This window comes from Micromonospora sp. NPDC048830 (assembly GCF_043198215.1).
Classification (GTDB): domain Bacteria; phylum Actinomycetota; class Actinomycetes; order Mycobacteriales; family Micromonosporaceae; genus Micromonospora.
The window spans coordinates 1-15,743 of record NZ_JBICUP010000010.1; the positions used below are offsets into that span (position 1 = coordinate 1).

Genomic DNA, 15,743 nt, shown 5'->3' on the forward strand with positions numbered 1-15,743 from the left:
GACTCCGCCAACCCCGACCAGGCCTCCTACCAGATGAGCGTCGACAACCTCGCCGACTGGATCGCCACCCGCGGCTACAGCGCCACCGCCTGACCCTCGGGAAAAACGCACCACGAAGGGCCCGACCCCACCACCACGGGGCCGGGCCCTTCGGCGTACCCGGGACCGGCCACCCGGCAGGATGCAGGGATGGCGAAACGACAGCGCCGCGCCGACGCGGACCCGGCCACCCGCCCCTGCCCGTGCGGGGCCAGCCAGCCGTACCCGCAGTGCTGCGGCCGGCTGCACCGCGGCGAGGCCGACGCCGCCACGGCGGAGGCGCTCATGCGGTCGCGGTTCAGCGCGTTCGCCGCCGGCGACGCCGCGTACCTGCTGCGCAGCTGGCACTCCGGCACCCGCCCGGCACGGCTGCGCCTCGACCCCGACCAGCGCTGGACCCGGCTGGAGATCCTCGGCACCGACCGCGGTGGGCTGTTCGACACCGCCGGCTCCGTCGCGTTCCGGGCCCACTACCGGCAGGGCGGCCGGCCCGGGACGCTCACCGAACACAGCCGCTTCGTCCGGGAGGACGGGCGGTGGGTCTACCTGGACGCGCAGCCGGAGTGAGCCCCGACGGCGGCGAGCCACACCGACGGCACGTCAACCCCGGGCCCGCCGGCCGACGGCGACCAGCGCCGCCACCACCAGGTACGGCACGGCGGCCCAGACGAACGCGGTCCGGTTGCCGACCGCCGTGGCCACCAGCCCGTACGCGCCGTACACCCCCACGATCGTCAGGTCGGTGCCCATCCCCGCCAGCGAGGTGACCGTGGCCCGACCCGGCCCGGTGATGCTCGCCTGCAACCGGGCGCCGGTCAGCACGGTCGCCAGTTGGAACGCCGCGAACGCCACGGCGATCAGCACGAACCCCGCCGGCCGGCCGACGCCCGCGCCGACGGCCAGCGCCGACGCGGCCAGCGCCAGCAGCCCGGCGAGGCCACGCCGGCCCCACCGCTCCCCCACCGGGGCGAGCAGCCCGCCGACGGTCACCCCGGACCAGACCAGCAGCACCAGCAGCGGCACCGTGGACTCCGCCACCCCGGACTCCCTGGCCAGCAACGGCACGTACTCGTCGACCGCGCCCCACACCGCGGTCACGACCGCCACCAGCAGCACCGCCCCGCGTACGCGGGCATCAGCCCGGACCTCGGCCAGGGCGGACCGCAGGCAGCCCCACCACCCCTGCCCCCCGGGCACGGCACACGCCCCGGGCCCGACGGGCACGTCGGCCGCGCGGTGCTCGCGGAAGCCGGTGGCCACGGCGGCGGCGAGAAGGCACGCCAGCACGCTGGCCGCCCCCACGGCCGGGTACCCACCCCAGCCGAACACCGGCCCCGCCAGCGCGATCGACGCCATGACCGCCAGCACCTCGGCGGTGCGGGCGCGGCCGATGATCCGGGCGTACCGGCCGGCCGCGCCCCCGCGCTCCAGCTCGGTGAACACGAGCGCCTCCAGGGCCCCGGTGCGCAGCGCCCCGCCCGCACCCCAGAGCACGAAGCCGGCCGCGAACGCCGGATACGACGGCAGCAGCACCCACAGCGCGAACCCCGCGCCGGCGCACAGCGGCGCGATGCACAGCAGCAGCCGGCGCGAGACGGCGTCCGCCCACGCCCCCGACGGGACCTCCAGCAGAAGACCGGCCACCGACCAGACGGCGAACAGGGAGGAGATCTGCCACACCGACAGCCCGGTGTCGCTGAACAGCAGTGCGTAGAGCGGATAGAGCAGGACGAGGTCGGACAGGAACGCGTAGCCGTACAGGGTGGCCGTCAGCCGGCGGACCGCGGTGTCGGGCGCGCGGGCGGAGATGAGAACCATCGGACCTTCCACGGGGACGTGGACCGACACCGGGGTACGCGTACCCGGCGGCCCACGGCAGCGGTCGTCAACGTCGGATCAACCTCGCCGGGTCCGTGACCGTTTCGGCCGGCGGCGCGGCACGTAACGCCACGCCGGTGTCACTTCCCCGCCGGACGGCCTCTCGTGGAGGTCGGGGCCGGTGCACGACCGTGCGGTTGGTGCGGCCCGACACGATCCGTAGCGCATCCTAGGACACTAGGTGCCAGGACTGGGCGGGCTGATGCGCCCGCCCAGTCCTCTCATCGGGCCGGTGGGCCGCCACGGTGGCCGTCGGCGCGTTCGGCCCCCGGCGCCGCGGCGGGCTCCCGCTCCGGCGTACCGGACGGGCCGGCCTCCGGTGCGGAGGCCGGCTCGTGCCCCACCGCCGCCGCACCGGACCGGCGGGCGACCACGTCGAAGAAGCGCAGCAGCTCGACCGGGAAGGGCATGACCAGGGTGCTGTTCTTCTCCGCCGCCACGTCCACCACCGTCTGCAGCAGCCGCAGCTGGTACGCCCCCGGCGTGCCCGCCATCGCCCGGGACGCGTCGGCCAACCGGCGGGACGCCTGGAACTCGCCGTCGGCGGCGATCACCCGGGCGCGGCGCTCCCGCTCGGCCTCGGCCTGCCGGGACATGGACCGCTTCATCCCCTCCGGCAGCGACACGTCCTTGACCTCGACGCGCTCGATCAGCAGACCCCACGGCTTCTCGGTCGGGGCGTCGATGACCGCCTTCAGCTCCGCGTTGATCCGGTCCCGGTCGCGCAGCAGGGTGTCCAGGTCGGCCTTGCCGATCACCGAGCGCAGCGCCGTCTGCGCCACCTGGAGCACCGCGGCCGGGTAGTCGCGCACGTTGACCAGCGCCTTCACCGGGTCGACCACCCGGTAGTAGACGACCGCGTCGACGGTCAGCGTGACGTTGTCCCGGGTGATGACGCCCTGCGCGGGCACGCCGATGACCGTCGTCTGCATGCTCACCCGCACCATCCGGTCGGCGACCGGCACGATCAGTTGCAGGCCGGGTCCGCGGACGCGGTCCAGCACCCGCCCGAAGCGGAAGACGATGCCACGCTGGTACTGCTGCACCATGCGCACGCTCAGCGACAGCAGGAGCAGCGCGAGCACGACGACGATGACCAGGCCGACGACGGCGCCCACTGCCATGTCCCCCTCGATCCCGGAGGCCCCCACCTCCCGGCGCCGCGCATACCCGCGATGCCGCCCGGCATTCGTCCCGGTCGGCGCCGGCCGGAGGCCGTCGGGCCCCACGCGGAGCACCGGCCACGAACCCAGCGACCCACCCCTGGCGTTCCGCCGGCTGTGGCAATATTCTCCACCTCAGCCTTTCCCTCTGTAGCTCCTTTTCACCCCCGGTCGTCCATCGGCCACGAAGGAGATGCCATGCACCTCGACCATTCCGAACTGGACCGCCGCACGGTGCTGCGGGCCGGGCTCGGCGCGGCCGCGGTCGCCGTCGTCGGATCGGAACTCGCGTTCCCCACCGCCGCGCGGGCCGCTTCTGATTCGGACCTCGACTGGATCATCAGCTGCGACCAGTGGGGCGCCCGCCCGCCGAAGGACCCGCTGTCGGTCAGCGCCATCCCCACCAACAAGATCATCGTGCACCACATGGCGTTCCCGAACGTCACCGACTACTCCCGCGAGCAGGCGATCAAGCTGGCCCGGGACTGCCAGAACCTGCACATGGACGGCAACGGCTGGTCGGACACCGGCCAGCACTTCACGGTCAGCCGCGGCGGGTACGTGACGGAGGGCCGCCGCGGCAGCCTGGAACGGCTGACCGCCGGCGACCGGCAGATGATCTCGGCGCACTGCCCCGGCGAGAACGGCCGGGCCATCGGTATCGAGAACGAGGGCACGTACGTCACCGAGACGCCCCCGCAGGCGCTGCTGGACTCGCTGGTGCGGCTCTGCACGACGATCTGCCGCCAGTACGGGCTGCACGCCCACGACATCTTCGGCCACTGGGACTTCCGCAACACCCTCTGCCCCGGCGCGGCGTTCTACGCGCAGTTCCCGACGCTGCGCCGGCGCGTGTTCCGCGAGCTGGGCACCGACCTCGCGGACGTGCCGGCGCGCCGCTGGCCGGACCTGTGGCGTTTCGTCAGCTCCCCCTCCGTGCGGGTGGTGCAGTACCTGCTCACCCACCGCGGCTACCCCCTGTCGGTCAGCAGCGCCTTCGACGCGGCGACCGTGGCGGCGGTGCAGGACTGGCAGGCCCGCAACGGCATCCCGGTCGACGTCGACGCCACCCTGACCACGCCGACGTGGGAAACGCTGGCGCCGGAGCTGGAGAAGGACGCCACCGGCGCCCCGGTCAGCGCCGCCCAGTTCATGCTGAACATGAAGGGCTGGGCCGACGTCGCCGTGAGCGGCCAGTTCGACTACGCCACCAAGAAGGCCGTCCAGGACCTGCAGCGGCTGCACGGCCTGGAGCCGAACGGCAAGGTCGACACGAACACCTGGTGCGCGCTCGTCGGCGGCGTCGTCCGCCCGTCGTTCCAGGCGGACTGACGCCGCGGGCGGCGGCGTGGGGGGTCACCCGCGCCGCCGCCCGCGCCGCCGCCCGCTCCGGCGGGCGACGGGCCGGGCAGGACCGGGCCCCCGGGCGGCGTCGGGCGGTCGCGCGCCGCGGGCACGCCGCCACCTGCGGGTACGCGGGGCGGTGCGGGCGATCAGCGTCCACGCGCCCCCAGCTCCAGCGGCTCGGTTACCGCGACCGTCGGCGCGGCGCTGAAGGCGCGGACGACCAGGCGCGGCGGGACCTGCTCGCGGCGGGGCGGCAGGCCGGGCTCGGCGATCCGCTGTAGCAGCAGCTCGGCGGCGCGCCGACCGCGCTCGGCGAAGCCGACGGCGAGAACGGCGCTACCGGCGGTGGACGCCGACCACCCGTCCGGTCACAGCGCGTGAGCGTGGTCATATCGGCTGGACGGGCGGCCCGGGTGCCCTGTTACTGTCGGTGCAGGTCATGAGCGCCAGCGCCAAGCCCCGGCTCGCTGGCCGGCAACCCTCCTCCGCGGTGGGGTGCCCCGGGTGAAGACCAGGCACCGGAGTGTCACCGGTGCAAGCGTGGCCTGGTCCCCAGGTCATCACCGACCCTGGAGAGCCATGTCTGCCTACCACCTCTGCCCGCCGGCCGGAGCCCCGCTCCCCCGCGTCGCGATGGTCAGGCGCCGGCACGTGGACCTGATGCGAATGTGCAGCGCCGGCTGTCGCCGCACCTCGCGCTGAGCGCCCCCTTCCGGCAACCCCTCCCGGTACGCCCACCCGGCGCCGTCCTCGGCGGCCGGCGGCGTGCCGTTTTCCCGATCCAGGAGACACCTGTGCGATTCCTTCCTGCCCTGACCAAGGTCGCCGCCCTCGGCGCCGCCGCCGTCCTCGCCGCCGGGGCGCTGACCGCCTGCGGCGACGACGCCCCGAACGCGGCGGACAACCCGTACGGCCTACTCCAGGCCGGCGTGCTGCGCACCGGCACGCTCACCGACGCCCCGCCGAACGTCTACCTGAAGGACGGCACGTTCACCGGCTTCGACAACGACCTGCTCACCGCGGTCGCGGCGAAGATCGGCCTGAGGGTGGAGTTCGTCGGCACCGACTTCTCCGCACTGCTGTCGCAGGTCAACAACCACAAGTTCGACGTCGGCAGCTCGTCGATCACCATCACCGAGGCGCGGAAGAAGACCGTCGACTTCGGCAACGGCTACGACTTCGGCTACTTCGGCCTCGACGTCCCGGCCGGCTCCTCGATCACCGGCTTCGACCAGCTCGCGGGCAAGCGGGTCGTGGTCGTGCAGGGCACCGTGCAGGACGACTACGCCACCGGGCAGAACCTGAACCCGGTGCGGGTGCCCGACTACAACGGCGCGCTCAACCAGCTCAAAGCCGGCACCGCCGACGCGTGGATCGCCCCGGCCGAGATCGGCGAGAAGACCGCCGCCGACAGCGGGGGCAAGATCAAGGTGGCGGCGAAGCAGCTCAGCCCCGCCCCGACCGCGTACGCGGTGGCCAAGGGCAACGACAAGCTGCGCGAGGTGCTCAACAAGGGCCTCGACGAGGTCATCGCCGACGGCACCTGGAGCCGGCTGCAGGCCCAGTACTACCCGGGCCGCCCGATCCCGGCCGACTTCAAGCCGGGCAGCGGCACCGTGCCGGTCCCGTCGGCGGCGACCGAGCCGTCCGGGACGGCCGCGCCGTCGGCGTCCGCCTCGGCGGCTTCCTGACGGTACGTGACGAGCGAGCGGGACGGACGGGACGATGGATCCACTGAGCACCCTGTGGGAGACGTTCTTCGACTGGGACTCGATGCGCGTGGCGCTGCCCGAGATGCTGACGGTCGGGCTGCCCAACACGCTGATCCTGGCGATCTCGGCCGCCCTGCTCGGCTCGCTGCTGGGCATGCTGCTGGCCGTGGCCGGCATCTCCCGTACCCGGTGGCTGCGCTGGCCGGCCCGGGTCTACACCGACGTCTTCCGGGGGCTGCCCGCCGCGGCGACGATCCTGCTCATCGGCGTCGGGCTGGCGCCGCTGGGCATGCAGGTGTGGGGTCCCAACCCGTACCCGCTGGGCATCCTGGCGCTGTCGCTGATCGCCGCGGCGTACATCGGGGAGATCTTCCGGTCCGGCATCCAGAGCGTGGAGGCCGCGCAGCTGGAGGGCGCCCGGGCGCTGGGCTTCTCCTGGGGCGAGGCGATGCGGCTGGTGATCATCCCGCAGGGCGTGCGCCGCGTGCTGCCGGCGTGGGTCAACCAGCTCATCGCGCTGATCAAGGACTCCAGCCTGGTCTACTTCCTGGGCCTCGTCGCCAGCCAGCGGGAGCTGTTCCGGATCGGGCAGGACCACGCGGCGAACACCGGCAACGAGTCCGCGCTGCTGCTGGCGGGCCTGTTCTACCTGGCGCTGACCGTGCCGTTGACCCACGCGGTCAACTGGATCGACCGGCGGCTGCGGCAGGGGCGCCCGGCCGAACTGTTGGGTGGGGGTGTCCCAGACGACGTCGCGGCCGACGACGACGGCGGGCTGGCGCTGGCCGGCGAGACCGCGCTGCCCGGGGAGGCCGCGGTCGGCGGCCCGGCAGGAAGGGAGCACCGATGAGCACCGTCACGAGCGCGCCGGTCAGCCTGAGCGTCCGGGACGTGCACCTCGCCTTCGGCGCCAACCGGGTGCTGCGCGGCGCGAGCCTGGACGTCGCCCGGGGCGGCACGGCCTGCGTCATCGGGCCGTCCGGCTCCGGCAAGTCCACGCTGCTGCGCACCATCAACCGGCTGCTCGAGCCCGACCGGGGCGACGTGCTGCTGGACGGGCGCAGTGTGCTGGGCGACGACCCGGACGCGCTGCGCCAGCGGGTCGGAATGGTCTTCCAGCAGTTCAACCTGTTCCCGCACATGACCGTGCTGCGCAACATCACCCTGGCGCTGCGCCGGATCAGGCGCCTCGGCGACGACGAGGCCGTGCAGGTGGCCCGCGCCCAACTGGAGCGGGTCGGGCTGGCCGGCAAGGCCGACGCCCGGCCGGCGCACCTGTCCGGCGGGCAGCAGCAGCGGGTGGCGATCGCCCGGGCGCTGGCGTTGCAGCCGCAGGTGATGCTCTTCGACGAGGCGACGTCGGCGCTCGACCCGGAGCTGGTCAAGGGCGTGCTGGGCATCATGGCCGAACTGTCGGCGGGCGGGATGACCATGGTGGTGGTGACCCACGAGATGGGCTTCGCCCGCGAGGTCGCCGACACGGTGGCGTTCATGGACGGCGGCGTGGTGCTGGAGGCCGGCGAACCCGCCGCGATCTTCGAGCGCCCCGAGCACCCGCGGCTGCGCCGCTTCCTCTCCCAGGTGCTCTGACCGTCCCTCCCGCCCGGATTCCACACGCCCGGCCGTCCCCGCGTACCGGGGGCGTCCGTGACCGCCCGGCCGGTCAGGCACGCGGCGGCGGGCCGGCCGGGTAGGCGCGGGTCTCGGCGGCCTCGACCGCCGCCCACACCGGCTGGCCCGGGACGAGGCGCAGCCGGGCGGCGGCGGTCGGGCTGACGTCGGCGGCCACCGGGAGCGGCCCGTCGAGCTGGACGCGCAGGTTGTCGCCGTGGCGCTGCACCCCGCTGACGGTGGCGGGCCAGGTGTTGCGGGCACCGCCGTCGGGCCGGGCGGGATGCAGGGCGACGGCGGCGGGCGGAAACGCGACGAAGGCGTCCCCACGCACCCGGTCGGCGGCGGTGAGGGCCAGCCCGCCGACCCGGACGGCGTGGCCGTCGGCGTGGCCGCGGTGCAGGTTCAGCCCGACGAGCCGGGCCACGTACTCGGTGCGGGGCCGCGCGGTGACGGTGGCCGCGTCGCCCTCCTGCACGACCCGGCCCTCCTCGACGATCACGAGACGGTCGGCGAGCACCAGCGCGTCGAGCGGGTCGTGGGTGACCAGCACCGCCGCGCCCGGGTGGGCGGCGAGGTGGCGGTGCAGCTCGGCGCGGGTGTCCAGCCGGGTGCGGGCGTCGAGGGCGGCGAGGGGCTCGTCGAGCAGCAGCAGGGTCGGGTCGACGGCGAGGGCGCGGGCGAGCGCGACCCGCTGGGCCTGCCCGCCGGAGAGCTGCCGGGGCCGGCGGCGGGCCTGCTCGGCGAGGCCGACCCGGCCGAGCCAGGTCAGGGCGTGGGCCCGGGCGGCCCGCCGGTCGAGACCGCGCCGGCGGGGCCCGAAGGCGACGTTGTCGAGCGCGCTCAGGTGGGGGAAGAGCAGGTAGTCCTGGAAGACGACCCCGACGGGGCGGCGCTCCGGCGGGGTCCACACCCGCCGGTCGGGCCGGTCGAGGTCGGCCCCGCCGAGGGTCAGGTGACCGGCGCTCAGCGGGTGCAGGCCTGCCAGGGCGCGCAGGGCGGTCGTCTTGCCCGCGCCGTTGGGGCCGAGCAGCGCGACCACCTCGCCGGCGTCGACGCGCAGCGGCACGTCGAGGCGGAAGGCGCCCCGGTCGGCGACCAGGTGGGCGTCCAGCAGCGGTGGGTCGGCGGCGGTCACGGGCCGGTGATCCACCGGTCGCGCAGCCCGGCGAGGATGGCCACCGAGACGGTGAGCAGGACCAGGCTGAGCACGATCGCGGCCTCCACGTCGGTCTCCAGGGCGAGGTAGACGGCCAGGGGCATGGTCTGGGTGCGGCCGGGATAGTTGCCGGCGAACGTGATGGTGGCCCCGAACTCGCCGAGGGCGCGCGCCCAGCACAGCACCGCCCCGGCCGCGACGCCGGGGGCGACGAGCGGCAGGGTGACGTGGGTGAACGTGGTCCACCGGCTGGCGCCGAGGGTGGCGGCGGCCTCCTCGTAGCGGGCGTCGGCGCCGCGCAGCGCGCCCTCGACGGCGATGACGAGGAACGGCATGGCCACGAACGCCTCGGCCAGCACCACGCCGGCGGTGGTGAACGGCAGCGTGACGCCGAGGGTGGCGTCGAGCCAGCCGCCGAGCAGCCCGCGACGGCCGAAGACCAGCAGCAGGGCCACCCCGCCGACCACGGGCGGCAGGACCAGGGGCACCGTGACCAGCGCCCGGACCAGCCGGCGGCCGGGGAACGGCACCCGGGCCAGCAGCCAGGCCAGCGGTACGCCGAGAGCGAGGCAGAGCAGCGTGGCGAAAGTGGCCGTGAGCAGGGACAGCCGCAGCGCCGCGAGCACCCCGGGGGCGGCGAGGCGCTGCGGCAGTTCCGCCCAGGGGGTGTGGGCGAGCAGTCCCAGCAGCGGCAGGACGAGGAAGGCCAGGCCGAGGCCGGCGGGGACGAACAACGCCAGCGGCACCCGCGCGCCGCGGGTGCGGCGGCCGACGCCGGCGCGCCCTTCGGGCGGCGGCGGCGCGGTCGGGCGTGCCACCGGGGTCAGGACCCGGGGGCCTGGAAGCCCGCGGCGGTGAGCGCCGCCCGCCCCCGGTCGGACAGGACGTACGCGACGAACGCCCGCGCCGCGGCGGGGTTGCCGGCGCGCCGGAGCATCACGACGGGATAGTCGTTGACGCCGCGGGCGGACTCGGGAAACTCCACGGCGTCCACCTCGGACGCGGCGGCGGTGGCGTCGGTGCGGTAGACCAGCGCGGCGTCGACCTCGCCGAGGCGCACCTTCGCCAGGGCGCCCCGGACGTCCTGTTCGAGGGTGACCGGGGTGAGCGACACCCCGGCGGCGTCGAGGGCCGTGCGGGCCGCCGCGCCGCAGGGCACCTGCTCGGCGCAGAGCGCGACCTTCACGCCGGGGCGGGCCAGGTCGGCCAGCCCGCCGACGCGCCCCGGATTGCCCTTCGGCACGGCGACGACGAGCTGGTTGCGGGCGAAGGTGGCCGGGGCGCCGTCGGCGTTCCCGGCGTCGGCGACGGTGGCCATGGTCGCCGGCGAGGCGGCGGCGAACACGTCGGCCGGGGCGCCCTGGTTGATCTGCGTGGCCAGGGCGGAGCTGCCGGCGAAGCTGAACGTGACGGTGGCGCCGGGGTGGTCGGCCTCGAACTCCTTGCCGAGCCGGGTGAACGTCTCGGTCAGCGACGCCGCCGCGAACACGGTGACCGGGCCGCGCACCCCGTCGCCGGACGCGGCCGGGCGGGGCGTATCGGCGCACCCGGCGAGGACGAGCACCAGGGCGGCAGCCAGCGAACCCCATCTCGCGGTCACGAGCCGCTCCTTCCCCGGGGGGCGGACGCGGGCCGCTCCACCACCACCGTCGTCGACTTGATCACCGCCACGGCCACCGAGCCGACCCGCAGGTCGAGGTCGTCGACCGCCTCGCGGCTCATCAGCGACACGACGCGGAACGGCCCGGCCTGGATGTCGACCTGGGCCATGACGGCGTCCTTGACCACGGCGGTGACGATGCCGCGCAGCCGGTTGCGGGCCGAGGAGAACTCGGCGTGCCCGTCGGGGGCGGCGGCCGCGGCGCGGACGAACCCGGCCAGGTCGACGCCGTCGACGACGCGGTGCCCGTGCTCGTCGCGGGCCGCGGCCAGCCGGCCGGCGTCGATCCAGCGCCGGACGGTGTCGGTGCTGACGCCGAGCAGCTCCGCCGCCTCGCCGATCCGGAACACGGTCACGCGAGCACCCTACCGGGCCGCAGGCGCGGCCCGCATCCCCCGAACCGACCAGCATCCACCCGGCCTCGGCGGGCGCGGGGCTCGCGGATGCGGCCTCAGGGCAGCAGTTCGGCCGCCGCGTGTTCCTGTTCCGCCCACGCCCGGGCCAGGGCGGCCGGGTCCGGGTACCGGTCGTCCGGGTCCGGCCGGGTCGCCTGGTCCACCACCGCCCGCTCGCCGGCGGCGCCCCGCCACCCGCCCGGCGAGTCGAGCAGGTGGTGCAGCACGCGGCCGAGCGCGAACACCGTCGTCCGGTGGTCGATCCGCGCGCCGCGCGCGAACTCCTCCGGCGCCATGTACCGGCGGGAGCCGGGCAGCCGGTCGGAGGCGAGCAGGAACGGCTGCGGCCGGTACTCGTCGAGGTCGACCAGGCGCATGCGGTGCGCGTCGAAGTCGTACAGCAGGCAGCCGTCGTAGAGGTCCACCGCGACGTACCCGGCGGCGGCGACGGCGACGTGCGCGTCGAGGACCGTCGCCAGCGCCGCCCGCGCCTCGGGCAGGGGCAGGGTCTGGAACCGGGCCAGCCCCATCCGGTCCGACCCGTGGACGGTGGCGCGGTTGAGCACGGTCCCCGCCCGCCACGGGTACACCAGGACGGGCCCGTCGGTGCCGTCGAGGACGACCTCGGGACGCACGATCGCGGCGTGCCGTACGGCGGCGTGCAGCCCGAGCGCGCGGGCCAGGGACGCGGCGGCGGCGGGCGTACGGGGCCGTTTCACGAACCACCGCCGGCCGTCCACCTGCACACCGTACGAGAGGCAGCCGGAGTCCTGGTCGCCGAAGACGACGAACGCCTCCTCGGGCTCGGGAACCCGCACCGGGCCACCCTACCCGCAAGGCCCACCCGCCCCCGCCCGGCCGCCCTCCCCCTGTTGATCAAGAGATTTGTGCCGTCCCGCCGCGCGGATCCCGACGCAGATCTCTTGATCGACGAGGGCCGTCCGGGGTGGTGGGGGCGCCCGTGGGAGCGGCTATGGTGGCGCGGTGTTGATCAGGCGGGAGACAGGCCAGGACGTCGAGGCGGTCCGGGCGGTGCACGGCGCGGCGTTCGCCGAGGCGGACGCCCCGGACGACGTACCGGTGGAGGTGGGGTTGGTCGACGCGTTGCGCGCCAGCGAGGCGTGGCTGCCCGCGCTGTCGCTGGTCGCCACCGACCCGGACGGGCAGGTCGTCGGGCACGTGGTGTGCACGCGGGGGTGGGTGGCCGGCGAGCCGGTCGCACTCGGGTTGGGGCCGCTGGGCGTACTGCCCGCGTGGCAGGGGCGCGGGGTCGGCAGCGCACTCACGCACGCCGTGCTCGGCGCGGCCGACGCGCTGGACGAGCCGCTGGTGGTGCTGCTGGGCCACCCCGACTACTACCCGCGGTTCGGGTTCCGCCCGGCGGTCGACCTCGGCGTCACCCCGCCGCAGCCCTGGGGGCCGCGATACTTCCAGGCCCGCCCGCTCACCGCCTGGCGCCCGTCGATCCGCGGCGAGTTCGCGTACGCGCAGCCGTTCAACGACCTCTGACGGGCTACTCCGTCCGGTCGAACGTCAGCGGTTCGCTGCGCCGCGGCATCAGCAGCAGGACGCCCACGCCGAGCACGGCGACCACGACCAGCGCGAGGAAGACGTGGTGCGTCGCGTCGTACAGCGAGTCGCGGACGTACTCGGCCACCGCCGGTGCCATGGTCTGCGCGCCGACCACCAGGCTGCTGGCGTCCGCGTCGGCGGGGATCCGCCCGGCGACGTCGGCGGGCGGCTCGGCGAACCGGGCGGCCAGGGTGGCGTTGGCGATCGCGCCGAACACCGCGGCGCCGACCGCGCTGCCCAGCGAGCGGCTGAACATGTTGGTGCCGGTGACCACGCCCCGGCGTTCCCACCCGACCACGGACTGCACGGCGACCAGCGTCGGACTGGCGGCGAGGCCGAGCCCGACGCCGACGACGAAGGCCCCCGCCGCGGTCATCCACAGCGGCGAGTCCGCCGCCAGCAGCGAGATCAGCGCCGTGCCGCCGATGACGAACACGCTGCCGATGAGCGCGGTGTCCCGGAAGCCGATCCGGAGGTAGACGCGCCCGGAGAGGGTGGCCGCAATCGGCCAGCCGATCGTGAGCGCCGCCAACGCGAACCCCGCCACCAGCGCGCTGGTACCGAGCACGCCCTCCGCGTAGGTCGGCAGGTACGAGCTCAACCCGATCGTCACGGCCCCGACGACCAGCGAGGCGAGGTTCCCGCCGACGAGCGTGCGGCGACGGAACACCCACAGCGGCAGCACGGGCTCGGCGGCACGACGCTCCACGAGGACGAACGCGACGAGCAGGACCGCGCCGACCGCGAAGATCGCCAGGCTCTGGACGGAGGCCCAGGGCCAGGCCACTCCCCCTTCGAGGAGCCCCAGGATGAGCAACGACAACCCGCCCGTGAGCAGGGCGGCCCCGGCGTAGTCGACCTTGTGCGTGCTGCGGGTCACCCGCTCGGAGAACTGGCGGGCCAGCACCACCGCCGCGACCGCCCCGAGCGGCACGTTGACGAAGAAGATCCACCGCCACGACAGGTAGTCGGAGAAGACCCCGCCCAGGGTGGGGCCGAGCACGGAGGCGACCGCCCAGACACTGGCCAGGTATCCCTGCACCCGGGCGCGTTCCTCGACGGTGTAGAGGTCGCCGACCATCGTCATGCTGATGGGCTGGACGGCGCCTGCGCCGACACCCTGCATGGCGCGCGCGACGATCAGTACGGGCATGCTCCAGGCGAAGCCGCACAGGACCGAGCCGAGCAGGAACATGGCGATGCCGAAGAACATCACCGGTTTGCGGCCCAGCGAGTCGGCGAACTTGCCGTACAGCGGCACGGTGACCGCCTGGGTGAGCAGATAGATCGAGAACAGCCACGGGAACTGGGAGAAGCCGCCCAGGTCACGGACGATGGAGGGCACCGCGGTGGCGATGATCGTGGCGTCGATGGCGACCAGGCCGGTACAGAGCATGATCGCGCCGAGCACGGGACCGCGCTCGGACCGCAGGCCGACCCCTGCCCGCGTGCCGGCTGCCGGTGTCGTCGCCATGCAGGCCTCACCTCCGCTGGACGGTCGAACCGGAATCGGCTCGTTCGCACCGCATCACCATTCCCCACGACGCGTCCGGCCGCGATGAGAGCCGCGTCACGAGTCCGGATGGCTCCCGCACGCCGCGGCAGCCGACCTTCACCGGATCGTCAAGAGGTGTCAACGTCCGGTACGCCCGGCGCAACCGGTCCGGCCCTAGGTTCGGCGATCATGAACCGAGCCCCTCTCAACCAGGCCGTACGCGTCGCCACCGCGCTCTCCCTTGCCGCTGCCGGTGTCGTCGCCGGAGCGGTGCTCACGAACGGCCGGCAGGCACCGGCCGCCCTTGCCGTCGCGGCCAGCGGTGTGGGTGCTCCTCCCCCGGCGCTCCTCTACGGTGGGCCGGGCAAGGGCGGCGACACGCCGGCCGAGCGCGCCTACCGTGACATCCTCGACCACGGCCCGAACGCCAAGATCCTCACCGCCGCGCACCGCGGCCAGTGGCGCGAGGCCCCGGAGAACTCCCTGCCCGCGATCGCGGCCGCCTTCGAGGACGGCGCCGAGATCGCCGAGATCGACGTACGGCTGACCAGGGACGGCGTCCCCGTACTCATGCACGACACCACCATCGACCGCACGACGAACGGAACCGGCGCGGTGGCCGACCTCACCCTCGCCCAGGTCAAGGCGCTGCGCCTGAAGCAGGGCCTCGGCGGCGCCCAGGCGACGGTCACCGACGAGCAGGTCCCGACCCTCGCCGAGGCCATGCAGGTCGCGAAGACGCGTGGTCTGGTCAATCTCGACAAGGGCTGGCCGTTCCGCGAGGAGATCTGGAAGGTGCTCGTCGAGACCGGGACGGTCCGTAACGGGCTCTACAAGAGCGCCGCGCCGGTGGCGGAGGTCCAGCAGTTCCTGGCCGGCCACGAGGGCGCGGTCTACATGCACATGGTCAGCGACGGCAATCTGACCGACGTCGCGGCGTTCGGCGGCGACCAGCCGGTCGGTTACGAGGTCACCTTCGACAGCCAGTACGACGTCGTGGCACGCAAGCCGTTCCTCGACCGGCTGGCGGCGAACAGCAGGGTCTGGCTCAACTCGATGTGGAACGGCCTGGCGGACCGCTTCACCGACGAGGCCTCGCTCGCCGATCCGCGTCGGGGCTGGGAGGGGCTGGTCGCCAGCTTCGGCGCCACCGTCATCCAGACCGACGACGTCGAGAAGCTCGAGCGGTGGCTGCAGAGCGGCGAGGGCGACCCGGTGCCGGAGGGCAGCGTGCGGGTCCAGGCCGAGGACTTCCTTCCGGGCGAGGGCGTGGGCTACCACGACGCCGACGCCGGTAACCGCGGCGGGCTGCCGATGCGTCCCGGCGAGGACGTGGACATCAGCGACGCCGACGGCAACGTGCGGGTCTCGTGGATGCGCGGCGGCGAGTGGCTGACCTACGACGTCGAGGTGCCGCGCAGCGGCCGGTACGCCGTCTCGGCACGGGTGTCCTCGCCGTACTCCCCGGCGGGCACCTACACGCTGTCGTTCGACGGGGGCCCCGAGAGCGAGCGGGTGGCGGTCCTGAACACCACGAGCCACAACAAGGAGGTGCTCCAGCCCAGTGGCGTCGTCCAGGAGCTCACGGCCGGTCACCACACCGTGCGGGTGAGTCTGCCGGCCGACGCCTACCAGAACTGGAACCTCGATTACCTCCAGCTCGCCCCGGTCCGGCCCTGAGGCGGCGGGTGACGTCCACCGCGCGAGGCCCG

15 protein-coding genes, 1 pseudogene and 1 riboswitch are annotated in these 15,743 nt (G+C 74.5%); of the genes and pseudogenes, 8 read left to right on the forward strand and 8 right to left on the reverse strand.

Annotated features, from left to right (window positions below; all coding sequences use genetic code 11):
- Together ACGFIZ_RS11605 and ACGFIZ_RS11610 are read left to right on the forward strand one after the other, a co-directional pair.
- Nucleotides 1-93, forward strand: a pseudogene (locus ACGFIZ_RS11605) (phytochelatin synthase); the annotation flags it as partial.
- 96 nt (nucleotides 94-189) lie between these two features.
- Nucleotides 190-606, forward strand: a complete 417-nt coding sequence (locus ACGFIZ_RS11610; protein ID WP_393418277.1) for a YchJ family protein — start codon at nucleotides 190-192, stop codon at nucleotides 604-606.
- A gap of 33 nt (nucleotides 607-639) precedes the next feature.
- Here ACGFIZ_RS11610 and ACGFIZ_RS11615 read toward each other — a convergent pair whose 3' ends face one another.
- Nucleotides 640-1,857 carry an MFS transporter gene (locus tag ACGFIZ_RS11615; protein WP_393418280.1) on the reverse strand — a complete coding sequence of 406 codons (1,218 nt, stop codon included), beginning with the start codon at nucleotides 1,855-1,857 and terminating at the stop codon, nucleotides 640-642.
- 281 nt (nucleotides 1,858-2,138) lie between these two features.
- Nucleotides 2,139-3,041: an SPFH domain-containing protein gene (locus tag ACGFIZ_RS11620; protein ID WP_393418282.1), complete on the reverse strand. Its 903-nt coding sequence runs from the start codon at nucleotides 3,039-3,041 to the stop codon at nucleotides 2,139-2,141.
- A gap of 237 nt (nucleotides 3,042-3,278) precedes the next feature.
- On the opposite strand from ACGFIZ_RS11620, the gene ACGFIZ_RS11625 reads away from it, so the two are divergent.
- The 4 genes from ACGFIZ_RS11625 (at nucleotide 3,279) to ACGFIZ_RS11640 (ending at nucleotide 7,729) form a co-directional block, all read left to right on the forward strand.
- Nucleotides 3,279-4,412, forward strand: a complete 1,134-nt coding sequence (locus tag ACGFIZ_RS11625) for a peptidoglycan-binding protein (protein ID WP_393418284.1) — start codon at nucleotides 3,279-3,281, stop codon at nucleotides 4,410-4,412.
- A gap of 450 nt (nucleotides 4,413-4,862) precedes the next feature.
- A riboswitch (SAM riboswitch) is annotated at nucleotides 4,863-4,974 on the forward strand.
- Nucleotides 4,975-5,221: 247 nt separating this feature from the next.
- Entirely contained in the window at nucleotides 5,222-6,118 is an 897-nt protein-coding gene (locus ACGFIZ_RS11630) for an ABC transporter substrate-binding protein (RefSeq protein WP_393418286.1), read from the forward strand.
- Nucleotides 6,119-6,152: 34 nt separating this feature from the next.
- Nucleotides 6,153-6,989 (forward strand): amino acid ABC transporter permease, encoded by an 837-nt coding sequence (locus ACGFIZ_RS11635; RefSeq protein WP_393418288.1) that lies wholly within the window; start codon nucleotides 6,153-6,155, stop codon nucleotides 6,987-6,989.
- Nucleotides 6,986-7,729, forward strand: coding sequence for an amino acid ABC transporter ATP-binding protein (locus tag ACGFIZ_RS11640; RefSeq protein WP_393418290.1), 744 nt, complete (start codon nucleotides 6,986-6,988; stop codon nucleotides 7,727-7,729). Before ACGFIZ_RS11635 ends, ACGFIZ_RS11640 begins: the two co-directional genes overlap by 4 nt.
- Nucleotides 7,730-7,802: 73 nt before the next feature.
- On the opposite strand, the gene ACGFIZ_RS11645 is transcribed toward ACGFIZ_RS11640, so the two are convergent.
- The 5 genes from ACGFIZ_RS11645 to ACGFIZ_RS11665 form a co-directional block, all read right to left on the reverse strand.
- On the reverse strand, nucleotides 7,803-8,903 hold the full coding sequence (locus ACGFIZ_RS11645) for an ABC transporter ATP-binding protein (RefSeq protein ID WP_393418292.1): 1,101 nt from the start codon (nucleotides 8,901-8,903) through the stop codon (nucleotides 7,803-7,805).
- Nucleotides 8,885-9,736, reverse strand: coding sequence for an ABC transporter permease (locus tag ACGFIZ_RS11650; protein ID WP_393418534.1), 852 nt, complete (start codon nucleotides 9,734-9,736; stop codon nucleotides 8,885-8,887). The genes ACGFIZ_RS11645 and ACGFIZ_RS11650 overlap by 19 nt, the downstream gene beginning before the upstream one ends.
- Complete coding sequence (gene modA, locus ACGFIZ_RS11655; RefSeq protein WP_393418294.1) at nucleotides 9,733-10,509, reverse strand: molybdate ABC transporter substrate-binding protein; 777 nt, start codon at nucleotides 10,507-10,509, stop codon at nucleotides 9,733-9,735. Before modA ends, ACGFIZ_RS11650 begins: the two co-directional genes overlap by 4 nt.
- The gene (locus tag ACGFIZ_RS11660) at nucleotides 10,506-10,925 is read right to left on the reverse strand and encodes a molybdopterin-binding protein (protein WP_393418296.1); all 420 of its coding nucleotides are present in this window, start codon (nucleotides 10,923-10,925) and stop codon (nucleotides 10,506-10,508) included. Before ACGFIZ_RS11660 ends, modA begins: the two co-directional genes overlap by 4 nt.
- Before the next feature lie 95 nt (nucleotides 10,926-11,020).
- Nucleotides 11,021-11,782, reverse strand: coding sequence for a serine/threonine protein kinase (locus tag ACGFIZ_RS11665; protein ID WP_393418298.1), 762 nt, complete (start codon nucleotides 11,780-11,782; stop codon nucleotides 11,021-11,023).
- 166 nt (nucleotides 11,783-11,948) lie between these two features.
- Between ACGFIZ_RS11665 and ACGFIZ_RS11670 the strand changes: the two genes are divergently transcribed.
- A complete protein-coding gene (locus ACGFIZ_RS11670; protein ID WP_393418300.1) occupies nucleotides 11,949-12,473 on the forward strand; it encodes a GNAT family N-acetyltransferase in 525 nt (174 codons plus the stop codon).
- A gap of 4 nt (nucleotides 12,474-12,477) precedes the next feature.
- On the opposite strand, the gene ACGFIZ_RS11675 is transcribed toward ACGFIZ_RS11670, so the two are convergent.
- Nucleotides 12,478-14,010 carry an MDR family MFS transporter gene (locus ACGFIZ_RS11675; protein WP_393418302.1) on the reverse strand — a complete coding sequence of 511 codons (1,533 nt, stop codon included), beginning with the start codon at nucleotides 14,008-14,010 and terminating at the stop codon, nucleotides 12,478-12,480.
- Between the two features lie 210 nt (nucleotides 14,011-14,220).
- On the opposite strand from ACGFIZ_RS11675, the gene ACGFIZ_RS11680 reads away from it, so the two are divergent.
- On the forward strand, nucleotides 14,221-15,711 hold the full coding sequence (locus tag ACGFIZ_RS11680) for a glycerophosphodiester phosphodiesterase family protein (protein WP_393418304.1): 1,491 nt from the start codon (nucleotides 14,221-14,223) through the stop codon (nucleotides 15,709-15,711).
- The last annotated feature ends 32 nt before the right edge of the window (nucleotides 15,712-15,743 follow it).